This window comes from Mesorhizobium sp. WSM4846 (assembly GCF_055811415.1).
Genome location: NZ_JBVVPZ010000029.1, coordinates 46,469 through 63,881, shown reverse-complemented (window position 1 = coordinate 63,881; position 17,413 = coordinate 46,469). Strand labels below are relative to the sequence as shown.

The following is a 17,413-nucleotide window of genomic DNA, read 5'->3' as shown; positions in this document are numbered from 1 at the left end:
ATCATGCTCTAGTCCGGCTTGTCGATACCGACGGAAAAGTCGACATTCTCCCAACGGCCGGCATCGGGCCAGAAAAAAGTAAAGACGATCATATTGCCCGGCGGGACATCGGCAACGGGCAGGTCCGTGAGATGGATGCCGAAGGCGTTCTCGATCGTCGCGGCGTCACGGATGGTTGCCCAATCGTCGTTGCTCCAATGGACCACCGCCCGGGCCAGCAGTTCGACGCGCAGCAGCTTGCCGGCGGGCATGGCGCGGAGCTTGTGATTGAAGCGCCATGTCCGGCGCGGCGCCACGGTCCTGTCCTCGATGTAGCGCTTCACGCCTTGCGGCGGCATGTCGAAGACGGCGCCGTCTTTGAGCGAGCGCAGCAGCTTGATATGCTCCGAATGCGTCCAGACTAGAGGCATGGCGCTGCCCGATGGTCCGCCGTGCCGCAGTTCGTGTTCGGCGATGTCGGGACCATCCCAGACCTGCTCGGGCAGCAGGCCGCCAGACCCGGCAGAATCCTCCAGGGTCTTTAACAGGCTCGCTGCCTTGTCCTTGCGTCCCGCCGCCAGTTCGTAATGGGCGCGCTCGCCGACCAGCAGCGGCCAGGGCCGGCCCTGGCCGGTCCCGTCGAAGGGCGCGCCGTCGGCGCGCTCGCCATAGCCGTCGCCGGTATAGCGATACCAGACGGGCCCCTGAGGCAGGTCGCAGCGCAGCCGCGCATCGATGACCTTGACGGTGCCGACGATGCGCGGATCGTCGGCGGCCCTGAGGCCGAAGCGGACGAGCGCCAGGGCATCCGGGCTGACGATCGCCTCGGCCGGCCGGTCGCTATCGCCGGGCGGCCGGTTCTTGATCGGCACATAGCCGTCCTTCGGCGACGCCGCGCCGGCGGTGTCGGGCGGCGCGATGCGGACGTAATAGCCCTCGACGCCGACCTCTTCGCCGAGTGGGGTGCCGGTGACATAGGTCCAGCGCTCGATCTGGTCGTTCCAGACATCGGCGGTTTCCCGCAGATAATTTGCCGGCTCTGCTTTGCCGCCAGTTTCGAACAGGTCGGCCGCGGCCAGCAGGGCGGCGATCTCGACGGCCAGCGTGAACGGGCTGTAGCCGGCATCCTCCTCCCAGCGGTCTTCGCCGGTGACCGGACCGTTGCGCACGACATAGGAAGCGGCGCGTTCGACCATCGGCATGAAGGAGCGCAACGCGGCGTCTGCCAGATGCCCAGCCCGGCGCAGCGCGTCTGCGAGCAGCAGCGGAAACGCGCACTCGTCCATCTGGATGCCCGGCCAATAGGCTGATCCGTCGAGCCAGGCGTTCTGCGGCCAATGCCCATCCGGCTGCTGGATCGAGCGGAGATAGGCGAGGATCTCAAGCGCTTGCGCCGGATCGCCGGCGGCGAGGAAACCGCCCGCGGTTTCGACCAGGTCGCGCGGCCAGACCAGATGATAGCCGCCGATATCTTCGTCGCCCTTGCTGAAGCCCCACGGGATCGACAGGCTGGCGACGGCCGCTCCGGTGGATGAGCGATGCGTTGCCAGAACTGCCGTGCTGACACGATACGTGTTGATCCCCGCTCCACGCCGGTCCAGCGGCAGCAAGCCAGCCTGCCATTTGCGCCATTTTTCGATAAAGGATTTGGCCGCGGGCGCAAAACCTCGCTTCAGGCTGGCCGAGGCATTTTCCGCCGCCTCTTGCGGCGTCGTTCCGAAACCCATCGCCAGCAACGCCGTCGGGTTCGCAGCCGAAAAGCCGATCTCGCCGGTCAGCGCGACATTGCCGTCCTCGGCCCTGCGGCAAGCCGGGTCGAGTCGGCCGTCACGACGGAGTTGCTGCCAGCCGTCGGAGACACCGACATAGCCGGCCGAGCATGCTCCCCAAGGCAGCGACGAGGCGAGCGCCAGGCAAACGCCACGTCCCGATGCAAACAGGACAGGCCTTCCCTCGTGGTCGCCGACCCAGGCCGTGTTGGCCATGCCGGCGTTGACCAGATGCGGCGCCAGCAGCGCGTAGGCGCGGTGGTCGGCGTATGTGCCGCTCAGCGGCGTGAAGTTGATTTCCTGCAGCAAAACAGGATGTTCCGGATCCGTAACGATGCGCTTTTCGATCCGGTAGGTGGCGGCGGTGTTGACCAGCCTGTAGCCGGGCACCCCATCCTCGAACGGCTCGAGGCTGTGCACGGCATCGCGCTTTTCTTCCGAGAAATAGAAGCCGGGGCCGGTGACGACCAGTCCCATGTCTCGGGTGCAGGCGCTGTCGAGGCGGGGATAATAGACCTCGTTGAGGATGCCGTGGCTGATCGTGAACCAGACAGGGCAGGCCGGCGAAAGCGCGGTTCCGACGCCGCTCTTGGTGCTCGACGTCCAGCGCGCCGGAATTCCGGGTGGGCCCAGCGCATCAGTCGGCGTCGCTGCCATCTTGATTTTGGTCTCCTGCCTCATCCCTAGACCAGGAGCCGAAGCCTTTTCAATCATTGCACCGCAAGTTGATCGTCAAACCGTCATCGATCGCTGTTGACAAGTGCGCCCATCTAAATTTGTCTGACAATATTGAAACGAGGGTCGTCATAACAGCCGCCAGCAGCCAACAACGACCAGCAATCCATGGGAGGATAACAGATGAAGAAGATACTCGTCTTGAGTGCCCTTGCGGCGATGCTCGCATCAGGCGCCGCGTTTGCCGACACCAGCGACAAGAAGATCGCCTTTTCCAACAATTATGCCGGCAATTCGTGGCGGCAGGCGATGCTCGACAGCTATGCCATCGTCACCAAGAAGGCGGTCGCCGACGGGGTGGTCGCCGCCGCGGACATCTTCACGACGGCCGACAAGGAAGTGCCGACCCAGGCTGCCCAGGTTCAGAACCTGATCCTGCAAGGCTATGACGCCATCGTCATCAACGCCGCCTCGCCGGACGCGCTCAACGGCGCCGTCAAGCAGGCCTGCGATGCCGGCATCGTCGTCGTCTCCTTCGACGGCATCGTCACCGAGCCCTGCGCCTACCGCGTCGTCGTCGACTTCAAGGACATGGGCAGGCAGGAAGTCGAGCAGATGGCCAAGTTCCACCCCGAGGGCGGCAATCTGCTGGAAATCCGCGGCCTTGCCGGCACGTCGATCGACGACGCCATCCACGCCGGGATTCTGGAGGGCGTCGCCGCCCATCCCGAGTTCAAGATCGTCGGTTCGGTGACCGGCGACTGGGACCAGACCACAGCGCAGAAGGCGGTCGCGACGATCCTGCCGTCGCTGCCGGAAATCGTCGGCGTCGTCGATCAGGGCGGCGACGGCTATGGCGCGGCACAAGCCTTCGCCGCCGCCGGCAAACCGCGCCCGACCATCATCATGGGCAACCGCCAGGACGAATTGCAGTGGTGGAAGGAACAGAAGGACAAGGATGGCTACCAGACCTGGTCGGCGTCGATTGCGCCGGGCGTGTCGTCGCTGGCCTTCTGGGTGGCGCAGCAGGTGCTCGACGGCCGCACCGATGTGCCGCATGACCTGTTGGTGCCATACCTCGCCTTCACCCAGGATAATTTCGAGGCCGAGCTGCCGAACATCCCCAAGGGCGGCGTCGCCAGCCACGAATACACGCAGGAAGACGCCATCGCGGCGATCAAAGCCAACATCAAGTGAGCGTGGCACATCCAATGCCGCGCGCGTCGTCTTCCGGATTTCGCTAGGGATGCCCGAGGTCGGTGTAGACATCATCAGACTGGACGGAGCCGAAAAACATTTCGGCGCCGCCACTGTCGACATCATCAGGCTGGACGGAGCCGAAAAACATTTCGGCGCCGTCCGGGCGCTCGCCGGGGTGGATTTCCACGTCGGCGCCGGCGAATGCGTCGGTCTCGTCGGCCACAATGGCGCGGGCAAGTCGACGCTCATGCATATGGTGGCGGGCACGCTCGTGCCCGACAGCGGTCGGATCGCGGTGCGTGGCGGCATCGAGGACAATTATTCGGTGCCGCGCGCCCAACAACTCGGCATACGCTGCGTATTCCAGGAACTGTCGCTGTGCCCGAACCTCAGCGTTGCCGAGAACACCCGAATCAACCACCCGGCGCTGCGCGGCCTCGGCTGGCGGCGCAAGGCGGCCGATCTGATCGCCGCCAAGCTCGACGAGATATTTCCGGGCCACAGCATCTCCGCCGCCGATATCGCCAGCGACCTTTCCATCGGCAGGCGGCAGATGGTCGAGGTGGCGCGCGCCTTCACGGTGACGCAGGATCCGCTCGAATTGGTCATCCTCGACGAGCCGACATCCTCGCTCGACGCGCACACGGCCGGCCAGTTGCTGGGTTTCGTCCGGCGCTTTGTCGCCGGGGGCAAGAGCTGCATTCTGATCTCGCATGTTCTGGGCGAGGTGCTCGGGAATGCCGACCGCATCGTGGTGATGCGCGACGGCAAGGTCGTCGCGTCGGATGCGGCTAAGGCTTTCGATCGCGGCAGGCTGGTGACGACCATGGGCGGAGCGGCAGCGCGTGAGAAGATCGCGGCCGAAATCGCGACCCAAAAGCCGGAGACCGGCCCGTTGCGGGTCCGGGCCCGCCCAGCGCGGCAACAGGACGGCAACGAACTTGTGGCGCATGCCGGCGAGATCATCGGCCTTGCCGGGCTTGCCGGTCATGGCCAAACCGATCTGCTGCTGGCGATTTTCGCAGCCGCGGCGCGCACCAAAACCGGCATCGAGGTCACCGCGCCGGTGGCGCTGGTGGCCGGCGACCGCCAGTCTGACGGGATCTTTCCGCAATGGTCGATTGCGCAAAACATCGGCATCCGCTCGCTGGCGCGATTGCGCAACGGCCTGCTGATCTCGCCGCGGCGCGAAGCCGAGCTCGCCGACTTCTGGCAAAAGAAAATCGGCATCCGCACCCCCGACATGAACAGCAACATCTTCTCGCTGTCCGGCGGCAACCAGCAGAAGGCCCTGTTTGCCCGGGCGCTCGGTTCCGACGCCAAGATCGTGCTGATGGACGACCCGATGCGCGGCGTCGACATCGGCACCAAGCTCGAGGTCTACGACCTTGTGCGCGAAGAGGCTGGCCGCGGCCGTACCTTCCTCTGGTACACCACGGAAACCGAAGAGCTCGACAATTGCCACCACGTCTATGTCTTCAAGAACGGCCGGATCGTCGCCAAGCTTGGTCGCGACGAGCTGACCGAGGAAAAGATCATCCAGTCCTCGTTCGGCGATGCGGCTTGAGATGACGGCAGCACCCGTCGAGAGCGGTCCCAAGAGTTCTTCCGAGCGAAGCGCGCTGGCGCGGGCGCGCCTGCTGCGCGGGCTGCTGCCTGCGATGTCGCTGGTGCTGGTGCTGCTGGCGATCGCCTGGCTCAACCCGCGCGCCATCAGCTATTTCGGCTTCAGCCTGATGCTCAACCTGGCGATCCCGATCGCATTGGCGACGATCGCGCAGATGTTCGTCATTGCCGGCAACGAGCTCGACCTGTCGATCGGCACCTTCGTCGGTTTCGTCGGCTGCGTCACGGCGACATGGCTGAAGGAGGCGCCGCTGGTCGGTGTCTTGATCCTCCTCGGGTCGATCGGCGTCTATGCGCTGCTCGGCGCGCTGATCCATCTGCGCAACCTGCCTTCAATCGTGGTGACGCTCGGCATGAGTTTTGTCTGGCAGGGCCTCGCCATCCTCATCCTGCCGAAGCCCGGCGGCAAGGCGCCGGACTGGCTGCTGTCGCTCATGGCCTTCAAGCCGCCCTTCGTCCCGTTCCCGATCATTGCGGCGCTGCTGATCGCGGCGGTCGTCCACTTCGGGCTGATGCGCACCTCGTATGGCGTGATCCTGCGCGGCTCCGGTGGCAATGCCGCGGCCCTCAGCCGTGCCGGCTGGTCGCTGCTCAAGACCAAGGTCGTGCTGTTCGCATTGACCGGCCTGTTCGGCGTTTTATCCGGCATGGCCCTGATTGGCATCACCACCTCGGCCGATGCCAATATCGGCAATGGCTACACGCTGCTGTCGATCGCCGGCGTCATCCTCGGTGGCGGCGAATTCGTCGGCGGCCGAGTATCGCCGATCGGAGCGGTGATCGGCGCGCTGACGCTGGCGCTCGCCGCCTCGCCGCTGCTGACCTTCATGCACATCCCGCCCGATTGGCAGGTGGCCGCCAACGGCGCCATCCTCATCATCGTGCTGGCGGCCCGGGTGCTGATCAGCCGCAAAGAGAGGTGAGAGGATGGCATCGTTGCGATTGCTGCTCGCCAAACCCTGGATCTGGTCCTTCATCGGCGCGCTGCTGGTGTGGCTGGCGACGGTCACCTTCACCGGCGGATATGGCGGCGGCGGCATGATCACGGCGGCACTTTCGCTCGCCGTCTTCACCGTCATCGTCGGTGTCGGCCAGATGTTCGTGATCACGCTCGGTCCCGGCAATGTCGACCTGTCGCTGCCCGCCAATATCGGCCTCGCCAGCGCCGTCGCCATGAAGGTGATGGACGGCAATGATTCAATGATCGCGGTCGGGCTGCTGGCGGCGCTGGCCTGCGGCATGGCGATCGGCGCCGCCAATTATCTGTTGATCTGGGCGCTGCGCATTCCACCGATCATCGCCACACTGTCGGCGAGCTTCATCATCCAGTCGATCGACATCAGCTATGGCCGCGGCTTGCAGATCAAGCCGCCGCCGGGCTTTGCCAGTTTCACCAACTGGCAGATTCTTGGCGTTCCGGTGCTGGCGATCCTCACCGTGCTGTTCTCCATCGGCGCTGCGTTCGCGCTGCAGCGCATGATCTATGGCCGTTCGGTGCTGGCGATCGGCCAGAACATCCGCGCGGCGTGGCTGGCCGGCGTCAATGTCGGCCGCATCCGCTTTCTTACCTACACGCTGTCGGGCGCGCTCGGCGGCCTCGACGGGGCGCTGCTCGCCGGCTATTTCCGCGGCGCCAACGTCGATATCGGCAATGAGTACCTGCTGGCCTCGATCGCCGTCGTCGTCATCGGCGGCACGTCGGTAGCCGGCGGCAAGGCCAATGTGCCGGGTGTATGGGGCGCGGCCCTGTTCCTGGTGCTGCTTTTGACCATGCTCAACACGTTCGGCGTCAGCGCCGGCGTCCGTCTGTTGCTGACCGGGCTGATCATCGTCGGCGTCATCACTGCCGCCGGCGGGCAGAAAGCGCTGCGCTAGCAAGCGGCGGCCCTTGGCGGCGCTGACCTGTGTCATCTCATACGTGCTTGCGCCCGCCAGATTCGCGGAACCAGCTGTCGGGATAGGGATACCACCAGTCCTGGATCGCTGGCCTGTGGTCGATGATGACCATCTTCGAGCGGCGGAAGGCATCCAGCCCCTGGCGACCAAGTTCGCGGCCGAGGCCCGACGCCTTCCAGCCGCCGAACGGCAGTGCGTCGTTGTCGATCAGCGGATTGTTGACCCAGACCATCCCTGCCTCAAGCCGCTCCGCAGCCTCATGCGCCTCGGCAAGATCAGTGGTGAACACCGAGGCGCCGAGCCCGAACGGGCTGTCATTGGCAAGTTCTATCGCCTCGTCGAAATCCTTGACCCGGCAGATCGCGGCGACTGGCCCGAAACATTCTTCGCGCACGATCGCCATGTCGGGGGTGACGCCGGTCAGGATCGTCGGCTCGTAGAACCAGCCGACATTGTGCGCCGGCGGAATACGCCCGCCGGTGATCGCCTTGGCACCATTGCGCACGGCATCGTCGACCAGCCGCATGACTTTCGCCCGCGCCGCCTCGCTGACCAGCGGCCCGATCTCGGTCTTGTCGAGGCCGTTGCCGATGCGCAGCGCCCGTGTCTTCTGCGCAAACAGCTCGACAAAGCGGTCGTGAACGGCATCGACGACGAAAAACCGTTCGGCCGAGGTGCAGACCTGGCCGGCGAGATGGAACGCTGCGGTGACGCTGCCGGCGGCCGCCACGTCGAGCGGGGCGTGTCGGCTGATGATCAGCGGATCGCTGCCGCCGGCCTCGATGACGCATGGCTTCATGCGCTCGGCGCAAGCGACGGCGACTGCCTTGCCGGCGGCGACCGAACCGGTGAAGGCAACCGCATGGGTGCGGTCGGAGGCGATCAAAGCCTGCGCCGTGGCCGCCGCGCCGGGCAGGCAGGAAACCAGGCCCTCCGGCAGGGAGCGGAACACGGTCATGTAATCCAGCGTCGACAATGTCGTCGCTTCGGCCGGCTTGATCACACAGGCATTGCCGGCGGCAAGCGAGGCGGCAACGGTCCAGCACATCAACAGGATCGGGAAATTGTAGGGCATGATGTGCACCGACGTGCCGTAGGGCTCGTAGCGCGCATACTGGAACGATCCGGCCTGCGTCGTGCCGGCGATCTTGCCGGCATCGTCACGCGCCATCTCGGCGTAGTAGCGGAAGATCGGCGCGCAATTGGCGATCTCGCCGATTGCTTCCGGATAGGGCTTGCCCATCTCGCGCACCATCAGCTCGGCGCAGCGCGTGAAGTCGGCCGCCTCGATGGCGTTGGCGACTGCATGCAGATGCCCGGCGCGGCTCTTGGCGTCGAGCTTTTTCCAGGCAGCTTGCGCCCTGGCCGCAGCGGTGAGCACGGCGTCGATCTCGCCGTCGGTTGCAGTCGCGATGGCGCCGACGGTTTCCAGTGTCGCCGGATCGATCACCGGTTTTGCCGCGCCGGTCATCGGCCGATAATCCGGATTGACGAAGAAGGCCGGCCGGTCAGGTGAGAAGTCCATGGTCGTCCTTTCAAGTCGCTCAGCGGATCATGTAGACCTTCTTGATGGTCTCGTGGACGGTGCAGACGCCCTTCCAGTCCTGCGGAAAGAACGCCGCGGTGTCGGGTTCGATCTCGATCACCTCGCCGGATTCGTGGACATAGGTGCAGCGGCCCTCTAGGAAATGGCAGAATTCGTCGCGGGTGACGTGGCAGTGCCATTTGCCTGGGGTGCAGACCCACAGCCCGCATTCGGAGTGGCCTTCCGGCCCCTTGTGCAGCAATTTGCCGGAGGTGCGGGATTCGCCCTCGATCATCGTGGGGATGACGCCCCAGTCGACGAGGTCGGTGAGGGCAAGCGGCGATTTCATGATCGGTGTCGGCATGTCGTGAAGCTCCAGTGGCTGGCTTCAGGCCAGCATGTAAATGTTGCGGATGGTCTCGTGGACGGTGCATTCGCCGGTCCAGCCGGCCGGGAACATGACCACCGTGGCAGCGGAGACTTCTATCACCTCGCCGTTGTCCGATCGGTAGGTCGCGCGGCCGGCAACGAAATGGCACAGTTCGTCGCGCGGGATCGCCAGCCGCCAGCGGCCGGGCGTGCAGACCCAGATGCCGGATTCCGGCTGGTTGTTCGGCCCCTTGTGGACGAGCCTGCCGGTGGAGTGCGATGCACCTTCCAGCGCATCGGGCTGGGCGCCCCAGTCGATCAGGTCGGTGCGGGTGGAGGCTTGGTGGAGGTGTGGGGCGGAGGAGGTCATGTGGGAGCTCCGCCATGCTTGTGCTTGACGTGCCCGCGCTCTACGGCGGGGGCGCGAAGGAATGCCATACCCATCAGCCCGGTCACAGCAGTTTCTCCAGCAGCCCCGCTGCCTTCTCCGGGCCGTTCTGCGCCTGCATCTGCGCCGACGTCTTCGCCAGCTTGGCCCTGATTGCCAGGTCGGTCAGGCAGGTTTCGATCTTGGCGATCAGCTCGGCGTCGCTCCAGTCGTAGCGCGGCATGCCGAAGCCGTGGCTGGTCTCCTCGACCCGGGTCGCGTTGTCGTGGCCATCCCAGACATAGGGCATGATGATCGCCGGCTTGCCGAAGTAGAGACACTCGGTGAACGAGTTGTTGCCGCCATGGTGGATAACCGCGTCGACCTGCGGGATCACCGAGGGCTGCGGAAACCAGCTCTCGACGATGACATTGCCGGGCACTTGCGCGTATTGGTCCTTGTAGCCGCCGACATTGACCAGCGCCCGGTAGCGAGTCTCGGCCAGCGTCGCGATGATGCGCTTCAAGAGATCGACATCGCCGGCGCCAAGGCTGCCGAACGAGACGTAGAGCAGCGGCCCGTCATTATTCTCAGCAAAGGTCGGCACGGTGTAGGGCTTCTCCTGCCGCACGCAGCCTTCCAGATACTGGAATTTTGCCGGGTCGAGCGGATGGCGGCGCTTGAACTTTGCCGCCTCGGGATAAAGCAACAGGTTGAGGTAAGGCGAGGCCTCGAAGAATTGGCCGATCGGATACGGCGCTTCGTTGTTGGCTTTCAAAAACGTATTGAAGTCGTCATGGATCGGCTTGATTACCGCGTTGAAATGGTCGCGGTAGCGCTGATGGCAGGCGTGGTCGTTCTCGCCGCAGCCGGACAGATGCGGAGGGATGTCCTCGTCCTCGATCTCGTTTTCCGAGCAGGAGATGACGCGCACCCATGGCTTGCCATACTGCTTGATCGCCGGGAACAGGATGACGTTGTCGACGCAGATGACGTCGGGCTTGATCGTCGCAAGCACGCCGGGCAGGTCCTTCTCAGCCCATTTGGCGCTGTCGACGATCGCCGTCCAGCAGTCCTTCACGTAATTGTCGACCTGGTCGTAGGGCGATTTGCGAAAATTCGGGATGTGGCCGTTGATGAAGTCTTCCCAGAACTTGGCCATCTGCTCGGGCGGCATCGGCTCGGACAGGTTCACCGGATGCGCCTCGAAGCCGTAGCCCTTGTAGACGTCGACGAAGCCGGGGTCCGACAGGAACACCGCTCTGTGGCCGCGCGCCTCGACTGCCTGAGCGATACCGACGGAGTTGAGCGCCGGGCCGTAGGCCGCTTCCGGAAAAAACGCGATGGTCTTCTGCGCCATGAAAGGTTCTCCTTCAATCAATCTGCGAAAATTCTGACGTCGGCGGCATCCCAGCCGAGTTCGACCGCATCGCCCGACGCGACCGGCCTGCGGTCGGCGGCGTCGGCGGTGACGCGCACCAGGAACGGTTTTTGCGACAGAGCGGTGCGGACATGCAGCTGCAGGTCGAGCCCGTGATAGGCGAGCGCCTCGACGGTGCCGGCAACACGGTTGGCCGTCTCTGGCGGCGGGAACAGCCGGATGCGTTCGGGCCGCACTGAAGCGACCGCCGCAGCGCCGGGCGAAAGTATTGCGGGAACCGTGCCGACGATTCGCGCACCATTGGCTGCCAGCACGCCATTGTCGGCGGCTTTGCCCGGCACGAAATTCATGACGCCGATGAAGTCGGCGACGAAACGGTCGGCCGGACGCTCATAGACCGCGTGCGGCGTATCGCATTGCAGCAGCTTGCCGTCCCTCAGCACCGCCATGCGGTCGGCCATGACGAGCGATTCCTCCTGGTCATGGGTGACGATGACGAAGGTGATTCCGACCTCGTGCTGCAGGCGCTTCAGCTCCAGTTGCATGGCGCCACGCAATTTCTTGTCGAGCGCACCGAGCGGCTCGTCGAGCAGCAGCAGCCGCGGCCGCTTGACCAGCGCCCGGGCAAGCGCGACGCGCTGCTTCTGGCCGCCCGACAATTGCTCCGGCTTGCGGTCGGCGAAGGCGACGAGCTCGGTCGTCGCCAGGATGGCATCGACGCGGGAACGGATTTCGTTTGCCGGCAAGCGTTCCATTTCAAGGCCGTAGGAAACATTGGCCCGGACGCTCATATGCGGAAACAGCGCGTAGGACTGGAACATCAGGTTGACCGGCCGCCTGTTGGGCGGGGTTTTGGCGATGTCGCGGCCGTCGAGCAGGATGCGCCCCTCATTGGGCGTCTCGAAACCGGCCAGCATGCGCAGCAGCGTGGTCTTGCCGCAGCCGGAAGGTCCAAGCAGAGCGAAGAACTCGTTCTCGCGGATATTGAGCGAGATGCCGTCGACGGCCGTCACCCGGCCGAAGTTCTTCGACACCTTGTCGATCGCCAGCAGCGTGCGGGGCTCGCTCATTGGCCGATGACTCCGCGGTTGAGCCGCTGCGACAGGGTCAGCGCGGTGATTGAGACCGCCATGACGATAGTCGCCAATGCATTGATCTCCGGCGTGATGCCGAAGCGGATCATCGAATAGATCTGCATCGGCAGCGTGGTCGAGGCGCGGCCGGCGCCGGCGGTGAAGAACGCGATGATGAACTCGTCGACCGAAAGGGTGAAGGCGAGCAGCGCGCCGGCGACGACCGCCGGCAGGATGACCGGCAATGTCACCCGCCTGAAGGTGGTGACGACCGAGGCGCCGAGATCGGCGGAGGCCTCGACGATCGACCAGTCGAAGCTTTTCAGCCGCGCGCGCACCACCGAGCAGACGAAGGCGAGGTTGAACACGACATGGGCGAGGATGATGGTGTGCAGGCCGAGCGTGAAATCGAGCATGGAAAAGAAGCTGAGCAGCGCGACCGCCAGCACGATGTCGGGAATGATCATCGGCGCAAAGATCAGCGCTTCAAGGCCGCTTCCGTATTGCCGGCGCATTTCGACGCCGATCGCCAGCAAGGTGCCGAGCAGCGTGGCGATGGCTGTCGAGACCAGCGCCACGATCAGCGTGTTGAGGGCGGCCGAAAGGATCGCGGCGTTTCCGGCGAGCGAGGCATACCATTTCAGCGAAAAGCCCGACCAGACGGTCGGCAGCCCGCCTTGGTTGAAGGACAGCGCCACCAGCACGGCGATCGGAATGTAGAGGAAGGCGAAGACGAGCGTCAGCACGAGCCAGAGCGTACGCCGTGTGGCGGGCGAGCGCTCAGTCATCGGCGCCTCCTTTCGCTTCGGCGATACGGCCCGCGGCGCGATCGGCGGCCAAGGCCTGCGCCGTCAGCACCAAAAGCATGATGGCGATCAGCGCCATCGCCAGCGCTGCGCCGAACGGCCAGTCATTGGCGGTCAGGAACTGGTCGTAGACGAGGTTGCCGATCATCTGGAAGCGGCCGCCGCCGAGCAGTGCCGGCGTGACGAAATTGCCGATCGACAGCACGAAGACGAACACCGCCCCGGCGGCGATGCCCGGCACCGTCAGCGGCAGTATAACCCGGCGAAATGTGGTCATGGCCGAAGCGCCGAGATCGCGCGAGGCCTCGGCGAGCTCCGGATTGAGCCGCGATAGCGGCGCGTAGCAGGCGAGGATGACGAAAGGCAGGTAATTGTAGACCAGACCGGCGATGACCGCGCCTTCGGTATAGAGCATCGACGGCGGCTCGCCGGTATAGCCGAACCAGCGCAAGAGCTGGGTGATCAGGCCTTCGCGGTTGAGCAGCACGATCCATGCATAGGTGCGGATCAGGTAATTGGACCAGAAAGGCAAGACGGCGAAGAACAGGAACACCGGCTGCCACCGGCGCGGTGCTGCCGCGATCGCATAGGCGGCGGCATAGCCGATCACCACCGCGATCAGCGTTGCCGTGCCGGCGATGCGCGCCGAATTGAGGAAGATGCCGGCATAGAGCGGGTCGAGCACCAGCCCGAAATTCTCCAGCGTGAAGCTGTATTCGATGCCGCCATAAATGCCGCGCCGGAAGAAGGCGAGCGCCAGCACCAGCGCGCATGGCACCACCATCAAGGCGGTGAGCCAGGCCAGCGCCGGCGCCATCAGCAAGGAGGAGCGAGAAGGTGTGAACGATCTCATGTCGCACCCTCCTCTGGCCTTGAGGCCATCTCAAAGGCATCGAAATTGTGTTTGGACAAGCGCCCCCTCACCCGGATTGCCAACCGAATTGCGAAGGGCAATTCGGGGCAATCCGACCTCTCCCCGAGGGGAGAGGAGGTCGCCGACCTGGCGTCAGCCTCTTCTCCCCAGCGGGGAGAAGGTGGCCGCGAAGCGGCCGGATGAGGGGGTGCTGCGCCGGAGATTGGCGAGCGGCTGCAAGCCAGCCAATCTCCCCCCTTGAAGGGGAGATGGCCGGCAGGCCAGAGGGGGGCGTGAAGGAACGCAAGCCTGATTCCAGATGCCGAAACTACTGCGCCGCCTTGATCTCGCTGACGATCTTCGAATAGTCGCGCTGGGCGTCGCCGACGTCGCGCAACTGCTCGAACTTGACCAGTTCGGCCACAGGCATGTTCATATTTGGGAATTTGGCGAGGAAATCCGCCGGCAGGCTTTCCATAGCCGGCTTGTTCGGCACCTTGTAATCGATGTTCTGAGCCGCCCAGGCGTGGTTCTTGGCGTCCAGCATGAAGTTGATGAACTGGAAGGCGGCGTCCTTGTTGGCCGATGCCTTCATCACCACCATCGTATCGACCCACAGGTCCGAGCCTTCCTTGGGTATGGTGTATTTAATCTGCGGATTCTCGGCGATGCCATAGTTGCACCAGCCATCCCATGCCTGCACCATCAGCGCCTCGCCCGAAACCAGCTTCGAATAGAAGGTGGTGTCGTCATAGGCGAGCAAGGTCTTCTTGGCCGAGATCAGCAGGTCCTTGACCTCGGCGAGCTTGGCCGGATCGGTTTCGTTGACCGAATAGCCCTTGGCGAGCTGCCCGGCGGCAAGCAGCCAGCGGTCGGTCGCCAGCATCGTGGTCTTGCCCTTGAGCGCCTCGGACGGGGCGAGAAGATCGTTCCAGCTGGCCGGCTCGGTCTTCACCAGATCCGAGCGGTAGCAGAGGCCGGTGGTGCCCCAGGTGTAAGGCACGGAAAAATTGTTGCCGACATCGTGCGGCAGCTTGGCCGCCTCAGGATAGAGATTGGCGAGATTGGGGATCTTGGCGTGGTCGATCGTCTCAATCAGGCCGAGATTGTTCAGCACTTCTGCGAACGGCGAGGAAACGAAGACCACGTCATAGCCCTTGCCGCCCGAAGCAACGAGCTTGCCCATGATCTCCTCATTGGTGGCGTGAACGACGACCTCGCCGGAAACGCCGGTCGCTGCTTTGAAGGCGGCCATGACGTCCGGCGCCATGTAGCCGTCCCAGTTGGAAATGACGAGGTCGGCGGCGGCCGCCGGCGCCGACAGCGCCATAGCGAGGCCAAGCGCGATCGCGGAAGTTTTTAACGAACGGTGCCGCAGGGTGGTGGCGGTCATGACAGACTCCCATTCTGGTTGATCGTCGAATTCAATCAATCGTCGGACCAGCGCTTGCGACCATGCCGCCGCTTCGATCCTGTTCCCCGGTCTTTTTATTGCCGACTGAACCCACAGTACTATTGCAGAAAAAAGTACGTCAATCCATAATTTGGAAAATCGCCGCGAAATCCAGCCGATCGCGCCCGCAAGGGCAATTGGTAGAACCGCAGCGGTCGAGCCCGTTCACGAGAAACGCCATGCAAGCCGTTGCCAGACGCCCGCGCACCAATCATCTTGATCTCGCGCAGCGCATTCTCGATGTAGCCCGGCAGCGCGGTTTCGAGGCCGGCGCCCATCTCCCGGAACAGCAGATCGCCTCGCTCTGCAACGTCTCGCGGACCCCGGTGCGGGCCGCGCTGCGCCTGCTCACCGAAAAAGGCGTCGTGCGATGGGAAGCCGAATCCGGCTATCGGCTGGCCGTTGACCTCACCAAGCAGGCGACGCTTGCCACTGACCTGCCAAGCGCCGAGGAGGACGAACTCGCGGAGATGATCCTGCGCGATCGGTCGGCGCGTCGGTTGGATCAGACGGTGACCATCGGCGCGTTGATGCGGCGCTACAGTGCCGAACGAAGGACAGTACTAAAAGCGCTAAAGAAACTGACAGACGAAAATCTTCTGGATCGCGCACCGGGACAGTCCTGGCTGTTCAGGCGAGCGCCAGACGATCCGGAGGCACAAGGGGAAAGCTATGAGTTCCGCCTGATGCTGGAACCCGCCGCCATTCTGGCGCCTGGCTTTCGGCTGGACGGGACCCGCGCGGCAGCGTTGCGCCAGGGCATGGAGGCGCTGCTGGCGCTGCCCGACGCCACATTCGTTGTCAGAGAGTTCCAGCGGCTGGACATCGACTTTCACGGCCTAATCGCCGACGGCTCCAGCAACCGGTTCGTCGCCGACGCGCTGTCGGACCATCTCAGGCTGCGCCGGCTGCCGGGGACCTATGCCGGCGTCAACGTCTTCCGGCTGAAGCAATCGCTGCGCGAGCACCTGACCATACTCGACCAACTGGAAAGCCGGCAGTATGAGGTTGCAGCCGATCTGCTTCGCGTCCATCTGCGATTGTCCCGCAGCCAGCGACCGCAGGCGGCCAGTCGCGGCGCCCCCGCGTTGTTCGGCATGATCAGCCGGCCGGATTGACGAGGACCACGAGAACAGTGACGCGCAAAACCAGCCCGACTATCGCGTTGTTTCCCGAAGCGAGCTTCGGTGCCGCGCTCAATTGCGTCGGCATCGCGCAGGCCTTGCGCGCAAGGGGTGCGCGGCCGGTGTTCATCTGTCACGCCGGCTTTTCCGGCGTGTTCGCCGACTACGGGTTTCAGGAATACCAGTTGCCGACCGACGATCCGCTGACCGACAGCGAACGCCAGAGCTATTGGCAGGCCTTCGTGCGCCGGCATCTGCCGCATTTCAGGCTGAGCCCGATCGACCAGCTCGAAACCTACGTCGCCCCGACCTGGCAAGCGATCGTCGATACCGCGGTCAATGCCGAGGCGCCGCTGCGCAAATTGCTGACCCGGTTGAAGCCGGACGCCGTGGTGCTCGACAACGTCGTCATGTTTCCAGCACTTGCTGCCGCCGGTTCCCCATGGGTGCGCGTCGTCTCCTGCGCCGAGACCGAGCTGCCCGACGCCGATGTACCGCCCTATCTGTCCGGTCTCGCCGCCGACGACCCCGGTCGCGCGGCCTTCGAGGCGCGCTACCTGGCAGCCGTCGCTCCGGCACATGACCGGTTCAACCGGCTTCGGACCGACGCCGGCCTTGCGCCCTTGCCGGAGGGGCTTTTTCTCGAAGCTTCGCCCGATCTCAATCTACTGCTGACCCCAACCATCGTGCGCAGGCAGCGCGCCGAGCCGCTCGACCCGGCCCGCTTCGTCTATCTCGAAGGCTGCGTCCGTTCGGAAGGGCCGTTCGACGTGCCGGTCTTTCCACGCAATGACGGGCCGCTGGTCTATCTCAGCTTCGGCAGCTTGGGCGCGATGGATGTCGGGCTGATCGAGCGCATGCTCGCCGTGTTCGACCGGCTTCCGGCCCGCTTCATCGTCAATGTCGGCGGTCTGCGCGACAGCTATCGCGCGGTTCCGGACAATGTCTATCTCGACGCCTGGTTTCCGCAACCGTCGGTTGTCGCCAAGTCCGATCTCTTCATCCATCACGGCGGCAACAACAGCTTTTGCGAAGCGCTGCGTTTCGGCGTGCCGTCGCTGATCATGCCCTATTGCTGGGACGGGCACGACAATGCGCAACGCGCCGAGGAAACCGGCGTCGGCCGCTACCTCAGCCGCGATGGCTGGAGCGACGACGAACTGGAACAGGCTATCCTTGGCCTAATGGCCGACGGCGAGATGCGCTTTCGCCTCAAGGAGAATGCGGCCACCATGGCGCGGGCGCCGGGAACTGACGCCGCCGCCGAAGCCATTCTCGCCCTCGCAAGGACGTGACCTGATGCTCAACACCACGACA

15 protein-coding genes are annotated in these 17,413 nt (G+C 64.4%); 6 read left to right on the top strand and 9 right to left on the bottom strand.

Features of this window, described 5'->3' with window-relative positions:
* Positions 1-8 precede the first annotated feature (8 nt).
* Positions 9-2,405 (bottom strand): glucan 1,4-alpha-glucosidase, encoded by a 2,397-nt coding sequence (locus AC0L15_RS22370; RefSeq protein WP_473497085.1) that lies wholly within the window; start codon positions 2,403-2,405, stop codon positions 9-11.
* A gap of 201 nt (positions 2,406-2,606) precedes the next feature.
* Here AC0L15_RS22370 and AC0L15_RS22365 point away from each other — a divergent pair, with 201 nt between their 5' ends.
* The 4 genes from AC0L15_RS22365 to AC0L15_RS22350 are packed head-to-tail and all read left to right on the top strand — an operon-like array spanning position 2,607 to position 7,124.
* Positions 2,607-3,620 (top strand): substrate-binding domain-containing protein, encoded by a 1,014-nt coding sequence (locus AC0L15_RS22365; RefSeq protein ID WP_091592281.1) that lies wholly within the window; start codon positions 2,607-2,609, stop codon positions 3,618-3,620.
* Between the two features lie 49 nt (positions 3,621-3,669).
* A complete protein-coding gene (locus AC0L15_RS22360; protein ID WP_473497083.1) occupies positions 3,670-5,190 on the top strand; it encodes an ATP-binding cassette domain-containing protein in 1,521 nt (506 codons plus the stop codon).
* A 1-nt stretch (position 5,191) separates the two neighbouring features.
* Positions 5,192-6,172 carry an ABC transporter permease gene (locus AC0L15_RS22355; RefSeq protein ID WP_023800541.1) on the top strand — a complete coding sequence of 327 codons (981 nt, stop codon included), beginning with the start codon at positions 5,192-5,194 and terminating at the stop codon, positions 6,170-6,172.
* A gap of 4 nt (positions 6,173-6,176) precedes the next feature.
* Positions 6,177-7,124: an ABC transporter permease gene (locus AC0L15_RS22350; RefSeq protein ID WP_287248315.1), complete on the top strand. Its 948-nt coding sequence runs from the start codon at positions 6,177-6,179 to the stop codon at positions 7,122-7,124.
* A 37-nt stretch (positions 7,125-7,161) separates the two neighbouring features.
* On the opposite strand, the gene AC0L15_RS22345 is transcribed toward AC0L15_RS22350, so the two are convergent.
* The 8 genes from AC0L15_RS22345 to AC0L15_RS22310 all read right to left on the bottom strand — a co-directional run bounded on the left by AC0L15_RS22345 (position 7,162) and on the right by AC0L15_RS22310 (position 14,912).
* On the bottom strand, positions 7,162-8,670 hold the full coding sequence (locus tag AC0L15_RS22345; protein WP_473497081.1) for an aldehyde dehydrogenase family protein: 1,509 nt from the start codon (positions 8,668-8,670) through the stop codon (positions 7,162-7,164).
* Between the two features lie 19 nt (positions 8,671-8,689).
* Positions 8,690-9,034 carry a cupin domain-containing protein gene (locus AC0L15_RS22340; RefSeq protein ID WP_473497079.1) on the bottom strand — a complete coding sequence of 115 codons (345 nt, stop codon included), beginning with the start codon at positions 9,032-9,034 and terminating at the stop codon, positions 8,690-8,692.
* 24 nt (positions 9,035-9,058) lie between these two features.
* A complete protein-coding gene (locus AC0L15_RS22335; protein WP_023800537.1) occupies positions 9,059-9,409 on the bottom strand; it encodes a cupin domain-containing protein in 351 nt (116 codons plus the stop codon).
* Between the two features lie 82 nt (positions 9,410-9,491).
* Positions 9,492-10,766, bottom strand: a complete 1,275-nt coding sequence (locus AC0L15_RS22330) for a glycosyltransferase (RefSeq protein WP_473497077.1) — start codon at positions 10,764-10,766, stop codon at positions 9,492-9,494.
* Between the two features lie 17 nt (positions 10,767-10,783).
* Complete coding sequence (locus tag AC0L15_RS22325; RefSeq protein WP_473497075.1) at positions 10,784-11,857, bottom strand: ABC transporter ATP-binding protein; 1,074 nt, start codon at positions 11,855-11,857, stop codon at positions 10,784-10,786.
* The gene (locus AC0L15_RS22320) at positions 11,854-12,648 is read right to left on the bottom strand and encodes an ABC transporter permease (RefSeq protein WP_473497073.1); all 795 of its coding nucleotides are present in this window, start codon (positions 12,646-12,648) and stop codon (positions 11,854-11,856) included. The genes AC0L15_RS22325 and AC0L15_RS22320 overlap by 4 nt, the downstream gene beginning before the upstream one ends.
* On the bottom strand, positions 12,641-13,483 hold the full coding sequence (locus AC0L15_RS22315) for an ABC transporter permease (protein WP_036269997.1): 843 nt from the start codon (positions 13,481-13,483) through the stop codon (positions 12,641-12,643). Before AC0L15_RS22315 ends, AC0L15_RS22320 begins: the two co-directional genes overlap by 8 nt.
* A gap of 364 nt (positions 13,484-13,847) precedes the next feature.
* Positions 13,848-14,912, bottom strand: a complete 1,065-nt coding sequence (locus AC0L15_RS22310) for a polyamine ABC transporter substrate-binding protein (RefSeq protein WP_128168655.1) — start codon at positions 14,910-14,912, stop codon at positions 13,848-13,850.
* Positions 14,913-15,151: 239 nt separating this feature from the next.
* Between AC0L15_RS22310 and AC0L15_RS22305 the strand changes: the two genes are divergently transcribed.
* Positions 15,152-16,090 (top strand): GntR family transcriptional regulator, encoded by a 939-nt coding sequence (locus AC0L15_RS22305; RefSeq protein WP_287248331.1) that lies wholly within the window; start codon positions 15,152-15,154, stop codon positions 16,088-16,090.
* A 17-nt stretch (positions 16,091-16,107) separates the two neighbouring features.
* The gene (locus tag AC0L15_RS22300; protein WP_473497071.1) at positions 16,108-17,391 is read left to right on the top strand and encodes a glycosyltransferase; all 1,284 of its coding nucleotides are present in this window, start codon (positions 16,108-16,110) and stop codon (positions 17,389-17,391) included.
* The last annotated feature ends 22 nt before the right edge of the window (positions 17,392-17,413 follow it).